The sequence below is a fragment of the Bartonella sp. ML70XJBT genome (assembly GCF_028618425.1).
GTDB lineage: Bacteria > Pseudomonadota > Alphaproteobacteria > Rhizobiales > Rhizobiaceae > Bartonella.
In genome coordinates this window covers 1-9,783 of sequence record NZ_JAQISX010000031.1, presented here as the reverse complement: position 1 = coordinate 9,783, position 9,783 = coordinate 1, and the positions used below count along the sequence as shown (strand labels likewise).

2 protein-coding genes and 2 pseudogenes are annotated in these 9,783 nt (G+C 38.5%); all 4 read right to left on the bottom strand.

Going from position 1 to position 9,783, the window contains the following annotated elements; translation table 11 throughout:
- A pseudogene (locus PVV65_RS08555) lies at positions 1-3,393 on the bottom strand (hypothetical protein); the annotation flags it as partial.
- Between the two features lie 1,173 nt (positions 3,394-4,566).
- The gene (locus tag PVV65_RS10050) at positions 4,567-5,712 is read right to left on the bottom strand and encodes a YadA-like family protein (RefSeq protein WP_404978400.1); all 1,146 of its coding nucleotides are present in this window, start codon (positions 5,710-5,712) and stop codon (positions 4,567-4,569) included.
- A 294-nt stretch (positions 5,713-6,006) separates the two neighbouring features.
- A pseudogene (locus tag PVV65_RS10045) lies at positions 6,007-7,758 on the bottom strand (adhesin); the annotation flags it as partial.
- A gap of 1,633 nt (positions 7,759-9,391) precedes the next feature.
- Positions 9,392-9,783 (bottom strand): YadA-like family protein (locus tag PVV65_RS08545; RefSeq protein ID WP_273789876.1); only part of this gene is annotated, 392 nt, incomplete at its 5' end.

The window sequence follows — 9,783 nt, the reverse complement described above, 5'->3', positions numbered from 1 at the left end:
ATTAATATCTCCATTGGCAAGTGATGTAATCTTGCTATTCGTTCTTGCTCCTTGTTCGCCATGCTCTGCGACAAACGCACCTTTAGTACCATCCCACAACAAAGCATCACTTTGAACTGCGTTGATCTCTTTGCCAATGTCATCCTTAATATTCGCAAACTGATCTTTAACTTTCTCAAATGAATCTCCAACACCTGTAAAGGCAGAGGTTACATCAGTATAAGTCGTGTCAGTAACATCACCATTGTCATTGAAACTCTTAAAATGGAATGTAGGCGCAACCCACTTGCCATCCTCATAGCTTGCGTCACCACCTAAAGACGTAGCAACACCGCTCCCTAGAGCATAAAGCTGTGAACCATTAACAGCATCACTTGAACCAGAGGCAACCGTTCCATCCGCAAGATGCATAATCTTACTGTTACTTCTTGCTCCTTCTGCTCCATGACCTGCATCATATGCTTTCTCCCCATCATTCCATGACAACGCATCACTCTTAATCTGCTCGCTGATCTGATTACCAAGCTCTTGCTTAATCTGATTGGTGATTTTGTTACCAAAGTTTGTGAAAGCGACATTAACGCCATCAAAGGCAGCTGCTACAGTCTCATATTCCTTCGTATCTTCCGTTTCATCTTCACTGAAGGTCTTAACCTTAAATTTAGCAGCGACCCACTTGCCATCTTCATAGCTAGCGTCACCACCTAAAGACGTAGCAACACCGCTCCCTAGAGCATAAAGCTGTGAACCATTAACTGCATCACTTGAACCAGAGGCAACCGTTCCATCCGCAAGATGCATAATCTTACTGTTACTTCTTGCTCTTTCTACTCCATGACCTGCATCATATGCTTTCTCCCCATCATTCCATGACAACGCATCACTCTTAATCTGCTCGCTGATCTGATTACCAAGCTCTTGCTTAATCTGATTGGTGATTTTGTTACCAAAGTTTGTGAAAGCGACATTAACGCCATCAAAGGCAGCTGCTACAGTCTCATATTCCTTCGTATCTTCCGTTTCATCTTCACTGAAGGTCTTAACCTTAAATTTAGCAGCGACCCACTTACCATCCTCATAGCTTGCGTCACCACCTAAAGACGTAGCAACACCGCTCCCTAGAGCATAGAGCTGTGAACCATTAACAGCATCACTTGAACCAGAGGCAACCGTTCCATCCGCAAGATGCATAATCTTGCTGTTACTTCTTGCTCCTTCTGCTCCATGACCTGCATCATACGCTTTCTCACCATCATTCCATGACAACGCATCACTCTTAATCTGCTCGCTGATCTGATTACCAAGCTCCTGCTTAATCTGATTGGTGATTTTCTTACCAAAGTTTGTGAAAGCGACATTAACGCCATCAAAGGCAGCTGCTACAGTCTCATATTCCTTCGTATCTTCCGTTTCATCTTCACTGAAGGTCTTAACCTTAAATTTAGCAGCGACCCACTTACCATCCTCATAGCTTGCGTCACCACCTAAAGACGTAGCAACACCGCTCCCTAGAGCATAGAGCTGTGAACCATTAACAGCATCACTTGAACCAGAGGCAACCGTTCCATCCGCAAGATGCATAATCTTGCTGTTACTTCTTGCTCCTTCTGCTCCATGACCTGCATCATACGCTTTCTCACCATCATTCCATGACAACGCATCACTCTTAATCTGCTCGCTGATCTGATTACCAAGCTCCTGCTTAATCTGATTGGTGATTTTCTTACCAAAGTTTGTGAAAGCGACATTAACGCCATCAAAGGCAGCTGCTACAGTCCCATATTCCTTCGTATCTTCCGTTTCATCTTCACTGAAGGTCTTAACCCTAAATTTAGCAGCGATCCACTTACCATCCTCATAGCTTGCGTCACCACCTAAAGACGTAGCAACACCGCTCCCTAGAGTATAGAGCTGTGAACCATTAACAGCATCACTTGAACCAGAGGCAACCGTTCCATCCGCAAGATGCATAATCTTGCTATCCTTTTCGCCATGCGTTGCTATAAACGCGTTATGTTCATTGCTCCATAACAAGGAATCCCCTTTAACTTCCTTATTAATACTGTCTAACTTTTTATTAAAGTCATTAACAACGGTATTCAGATGCTTGTTAACATTGCTGAAGTTCGTATCAATTCCTGCAAACGCAGAGCCTACATTATTATAGGTCTGCTTTTCATCTTCCTTACCATCTTCACCAAACATTTTCAGGATAAAGCTTGGGGCCGTCCATTGACCATCCTCATAGCTTGCGTCACTCCCTAAATATCCTGCTAATGCATTGTTCATCGAATAAAGCTGACCACCCGTAACCGCATCCGTGGAATCTTTAGTGATACTACCATTGGCAAGTGACGTGATCTTGCTATTCGTTCTCGCTTCTTCTTTGCCATGCTCTGCGACAAACGCACCTTTAGTGCCATCCCACAACAAAGCATCACTTTGAACTGCGCTGATCTTTTTGTCAATTTCATCCTTAATATTCGCAAATTGATCTTTAACTTTCTCGAATGAATTTCCAACACCAATAAAGGCAGAGGTTACATCAGTATAAGTCGTGTCAGTGACATCACCATTTTCGTTGAAACTCTTAAAATGGAATGTAGGAGCGACCCACTTGCCATCTTCATAGCTTGCGTCACCACCTAAAGACGTAGCAACCGCAGTGCCCAGTGAATAAAGTTGAGAACCATTCACTGCCTCAGTGGATTTTGCTGAGAGCTCACCAGCAGTAACACCCATAAGAATCCGAGTTTCTTTATTACTATTTAGAATACTTAGTCTTCTTGTTGGTGATTTAGCACCAACAGCCGTCGTTTTGTCACTCTCATCTTCTTTATCCTCGCGAGCTAATCCACGAGATAAGCCGCTCATGAAAGAAAAGTTATTGGTATTTTCATGCTGACCATTCCCTTGAGATAAATTATTTTGTTTTCCTCCAATAACAGCAGGAACTTTTATCTCAGCAATCTGACGATTCTCACTTGTGAAGGAACTATTAACACCAGAAAATTTATCTACTCCATTCTTAAACCCCTCCCTTCCTGCAAACGCAACATCAAAAGCAGCTTTAGTCTGAAGCTTAATATTAGAGCTTAAGTTTTTGAAGTCCTCTTCTTCACCCCTTATAAATGCAAAGTCACTATCTGCATACAATTTACTGCCAACTATATAGGCTGGTGGAATAGCTTTAAGCATATTTGCACCACCACTAAAATCGTTTGATATGTTATTTGAAATCTGCGTATGAGCAGAAACAGGAGAAATATTTGATAAAAAGATAATCACTGAAGCCAATGAAAGCGCTTTCACAAAAAGTAATCGATAAACCGAATAAGAATTTTTAAAATCACTCACCACTTGCGCTTTTTGTGTGGTATATAATTTTTTCATAACAAATTCTCCAAGTAATAAAAACATATTGAGAACATTAAAAAGACATATTTTAGCGCTAGAGTTGATCCAGCGTTGTGAGTTTTGTTTGTTCTCTGTAAAGTTTGGTTTTTTCGCAGAAGCAGACAGAAGTGATTAAGGCTTCGCTAAGGTTGCGATTGATGTTGGTTAACAATTCGGTTAATGAGGCTTTCTACCTTTAAGCAGAGTATTTTTTTCTGAAAAGGTTTTCTTGATGTGAACATGAAAAAAGAAGAGAAAGGCTGTCTTTTCACGCTTTTGTCGAGTCTGTGTTTTATGGTTTTTGAAGTAAAAGAGCTCATTTTGTACACTTAGGAGGAAACGCGTGCTTATTGTGGGGAAGATTAGGTTGTTGAGAGTGTTCTTAGTGGAGGATGCTCCACTTTTCTCGTGAGAATGCGCGGTCTATTCCTGACTTTTAGAGTTCTCTCTTAAGGGTCTTAAAATAAAATGGGGATAATTGTGTGATCTTCTCATAATTCTATGCACCTCCCTTTGCGATAGATCTTCTGTTTTTACCAGAACGAGTCTTATTCAATACTCTTTTGTGCTTTTATAGACTATTAAGACAAAAGGCAAGAAGAAAATGAATTTAATTATTTTTACAGAATGAGTCTTTACGGTTTAGGCAATCGTGGAATATCTTTATATTTAAAATTCATAGCTTTATTGCATATGTTATAGACTTAATATAGAGGTTCTATTTCATCGTTTGCTTTTGGTGTCCTTGTTTTGACCAAAACGAGTCTTATTCATCATTGCCGTTGCTGTATAACTCATGAGTGCTTCTGTTGTGTACAGAGCAAATAAAACAAAATAATAGATGGGATTTTTGATTTTTTTAAAAAATATCTCCCCAATGGATTTTTTCTAGCGATGAAGCTATAAAATATACACTTTTCAAATAATGTGCGATTATGAATTCTATTCATTTATATAAGAGCATTACTCTGCATTTGTAAAATTTTTGTTAAAGTGCTTTATTTCTCGCTAAAATTAATCTCACTAAAAGTATTATAAAATTTTATAATAATACGACTCTATGATTTTCTCTGTAAAATATTACTTCTCTATAATATAAAATTTCCACCCTTGTCTGATGAGACAAGGGTGAAATTTTAGTTAAATTGTAATTTCTTGTACTATCTGGTGTTATTTTAATTTCAGAGTTATTCCACCCCCTACACCCCAATGACCTCCGGCACTGGTTGCTGATAAATTAGAACGAATCTTGCCATCTTCAGACGTATAACCTGCACCAACAGCAAAAGCGGATTGACCACGCCATAAACCACCACCAAATGAAAGACTCAAAGATCCTGGCTCATCGAAGTAACGCAAGTTAGACACTGCCAAGCCAATCGCTGCTGCTTGTCTTGCCTCTTTGCGCACATTATTAATATCATAGGTTAATGCCTCAAACTTCATATTAGTATAAGACTTTGCCTGGTTAACGCTATCATTGATAAGATTACCAACTTGATCGTCCGTATACTTTTTCGCATTTTTAAGAACAATTTCCATCTGCTCATTGGTATAATCATGTAACTGACCACCATTCACTGCTTGCTTAGAACCTTCTTTAATTTCACCATTCGCTACATTGTTTATCAAAACAGGCTCACTTTCATTTCCACCTGTTAAGCTAATGCTATTGGTTTTCTTTCCGTCCTCGACATCATAGCTAACCGCAACATCCACCTTTTTTTCAACTTCTGTCACCTTATCTGCAACGTCTTTGACTTTGTTATTTGTATCCCAAAGTTGCCCCCCATTCACAACGTCCTTCGAACCTTTTGATATATCACCATCCGCTACATGCGTAATTTTACTATCTTTTCCATTGTGACTAACGTCATATGCTCCTTTTTCTTCATTCCACGGAAAACCATTAGAGTCTCCGTTAGAGCTTCCCTCCTTCTCAACCTTACTAAGGCGATTGTCGATAATGGATAGAGTCTCATTCATACCAGCAAAAGCAGATGCGACATTATTATATGACTCCTCTGAAAGATGACCATCTTTAAACTGACTTACCATAAAGCTAGGAGCTTTCCATTCTCCCTTTTCATTATAACCGGCTTCACCCCCTAAAGACGTTGCAACCGCAGTGCTCAGTGAATAAAGTTGGGAACCATTGACCGCCTCAGTGGAGTCTGCTGAAAGCTTACCAGCAGCAACATCCACAAGAGTCCGAGTTTCACCTTTACTATTCAGAATACTCACTTTTTTTGATGGTGATTTAGAACCAATAGCTAACGTGTCTCCATTATCCTCACCCTCAACCTCATCCTCCATCTCATCTAGAGCTACAGGTAACATTCTCATCACAGATGCCATTCTCATAAAAGGAAAGCCTTCGGTAATAATATCATTCGCATCACCATTTTTTTGAGACACCTTACTTTTTTCAGTAATATCAATACCATCCTTTACATCTATAATCTGCTGATTCAAATCTTTGAAAACATCATTAACGCCCGCAAATGCATCCGCGACATTCGTATACTTATGCTCAGTCTCATTACCATCCTCATCAAAGGATTTAATTGTAAAAGTAGGACCGGACCATTTTCCCTCGTCATTATATCCAGCACCACCGCCAAAATAACTTGCAAATGCCTGAGACAATAAATAAAGCTGGCTACCATTTACTGCTTCTGTTGATGTTTTTGTAAATACCCCTCCCTTAACACCAGAGAGAACACGTGGTGCATTCACGTCGTTTGTAATATCTATTCTATCACCGGCTTTGTTCCTACCAATCGTAATAAGCCCTGTGCTATTTTGCTTAACAAAACTGTCGCTTGTCACATTTTCGATCTTTTGATTAAGATTTGTAAAAGAACTACTTACACCAGAAAGTGCATCCGCAACATTTTCATAGTGCGTTTCTGTTCCATTACCATCCTCATTAAAGACTTTAACTGTAAAAGTAGGAGAATTCCATTTTCCATCTGCATCATATCCAGCATCACGACTAAAATAGCTAGCAACCAAATTACTCATCGAATAAAGCTGAGAGCCATTAATCGCATCCGTCGACAGTGCTGTAATCGAACCAGCATTAACACCGGTAAGAGTGCGCAATGCGTTATCACTGTTTGCAATACTTACCTTCGCTCCACTTACTTTTCCACCAATGGTAATCAGTCCTGTATCATCTTGCTTAACAAGGCTATTCCCTGCCACATTGGTCACTACATTCTCAATCTTTTTATCTAGATTTGCAAAAGAATCGCTTACACCTGTAAATGCATCTGCAACATTTTCATAGTGCGTTTCTGCTCCATGACCATCTTCATTAAAGACTTTAACTGTAAAAGTAGGAGCACTCCATTTCCCATCTTTATACTCAGCACCACCGCCAAAATAGCCTGCCACTACATTGTTCATCGAATAAAGCTGAGAGCCATTGATCGCATCTGTCGATGTTGCTGTAATCGAGCCCGCATTAACACCGGTAAGAGTCCGCACCCCATTATCACTGTTTGCAATACTTACCTTCGCTCCACTTACTTTTCCACCAATGGTAATCAGTCCTGTATCATCTTGCTTAACAAGACTATCCCCTGCCACATTGGTCACTAAATTCTCAATCTTTTTATCTAGATTTGCAAAAGAATCGCTTACACCTGTAAATGCATCTGCAACATTTTCATAGTGCGTTTCTGCTCCATGACCATCTTCATTAAAGACTTTAACTGTAAAAGTAGGAGCACTCCATTTTCCATCTTTATACTCAGCACCACCGCCAAAATAGCCTGCCACTACATTGTTCATCGAATAAAGCTGAGAGCCATTGATCGCATCTGTCGATGTTGCTGTAATCGAGCCCGCATTAACACCGGTAAGAGTCCGCGCCCCATTATCACTGTTTGCAATACTTACCTTCGCTCCACTTACTTTTCCACCAATGGTAATCAATCCTGTATCATCTTGCTTAACAAGGCTATTCCCTGCCACATTGGTCACTACATTCTCAATCTTTTTATCTAGATTTGCAAAAGAATCGCTTACACCCGTAAATGCCGCCGCAACACTATTATACCTCTTGTTAACTTCATTACCATTTTTATCAAAGGCCTTAACCGTAAAAGTAGGAGCTATCCAGTTTCCACTTTTATCATATCCAGCACCACCCCCAAAAGACCTCGCTACCCCAATGCCTAATTTATACAGCTGGGAACCATTGACTGCTTGATCTGACGTTGGACTAAGCGCAGCATTACGAACACCAGTAATAAGCCGCGCTTCACGAGAATTATTTGCAACATCTATTACATAGCCACCTTTGTTTGCACCAATTGTAATGGTCCCTACAGCATTTTGCTTAACAAGCATATCAGACAAGATTGTTTGAAATTGCTTATCAATCTGCTGCTTCCATGTTCCCCAACCTATAAACGCAGTATCAAAGGCATTTTTAATCTCAAGCTTAAGATTAGCTTCTAAGCCTTTGAATTTACGATCTACCCCTAAAAACGCAGAGCCAACATCTCTATACAAGCTACCGTCAATTATATAGGTTGGTGCAATACTTTTACGCACATTCGCACCACCACCAAAATAAGTTGATACATTACCCCAAAGATCACAAGCAGAAACAGGAGAAGCATTTGATAAAAAAACAGCTACTGAAACCAATGAAAGCGTTTTAATAAAAGAAAATCCATAAGGCGAACAAGAGTTTTTTAAATTATTGACTGCTGACATTTTTTGTGTGGTATATATTTTTTTCATAATAACTTCTCCAAGTAATAAAAACATTAAAAAGACATATTCTGGCGTTAGAAGTCCTCAGAAGGTCTTTTTTATAAAAGACTAGGGTTGCCATAATGGGAAAAAGGACTATCTAAGCTTTTAATAATGGTGGTCCGAAAAGTAGCGATTGTTTTCTGACTTCAGGGAGTTTTTTTGCAAAAACCTCTTGATTTAGGTTGTGAGAAAAACTGGAATGAATATCGAGAAGACATATTTGTGTGCCACTATCTAATTTGTATCTAAGAGGCAATAAAGGATGTTTATTGCAAAGAGTGATTGGATTATTTGCTGAGTGATTTAGGATGTTTATCGTAAGATTATTGCGTTTTTATTGTAAAAATAAGCGAAACATTCATAACTTTAGAGTTGTCGTCTTAAAGTTATCCGGAATGAATTTATAACTGCTATATGATTTTGTCATGATTGTTTCCCCGCGTTTTGAAAAAGAATCTTTAGCGATTCGCTTATCGCTTTTTTCTATATAAAATTAAGAAAAATAGCAAGTCATAAAGTGAATTTAATTATTTTTTTGTGAAATAATTCTAGTGTTCATAGCTTCGTTATTTGCTCTATGGACGTTTATAGAAATGCTTATACACCGTTGTGTTTTAGATAATCTCGTTTTGATCAGTGAATTTGTACTCAATCATTACCGCTGCTGCATACAGAAATAATTAAAATAGTTAAAAATAGAATTTTTTAGTAATTTTAATAGAAATATATTATACTGAATTCTAGTGTGTCTTTTTATCAAAAACATTACGTAATATATTGCTTTTTAGATTACAGTTTGCTGCTTTGTTAAATATTTATGTTAACCTAAATATTATTAACTTAAATACGTACTGCTAAAGTAAAAGTTACAGTTTATTTTCTTTCTTTTTTGATATCCTCAAACTCATAATTCAATACTTAAAATTTTATATTGTATAAGATTTATTATTATTAACGATCCCCTTACTTGTACATTTTTGTATCTTCAAGAACACTCTTCATCTACTGTTCGATGATAATCATGCAACAACTAACCAGTCCTTTCACTGCTTCTATCAAATTTGCATAAAATACACTACTTTTCACACCTTTTCTCTTTTTTATTTTTAGCATCAATACAGCAATTATTATTTGTGGAAATCATTTCTTTCATCGCTCAATAGTTTTCGCCCCTGTATATGCAAGACAGGGGCGATTTTAAAAATAATAGTGAATTTTATTAATTTAGCGTGAAGCTTAATCCTACACCCACACCCCAGCGACCTCCAGCACTTGTAATCGATACATTCGAGCGTGTGTTTCCATCTTCAGAGGTATAACCCGCTCCAATAGCAAAGGCAGATTGGTTGAGCCACACACCCGCACCAAGTGCAACACTTAACTTTCCTGGTGTATCATTATAACGTAAATTAGACACCGCCAATCCAATAGCCGCAGCCTGTCTTGCCTCTTTCCGGACATCCTCAACTGCATAATTTAACGTCTCAAACTTCATATCTGTATAGGCTTTGGACTCACTAACACCATTGTTGACTATATCATTGATGTGCTCATCCGTATACTTCTTCGCATCTTCAAGCACTAACTTCATCTGTTGATCCGTATAATCAT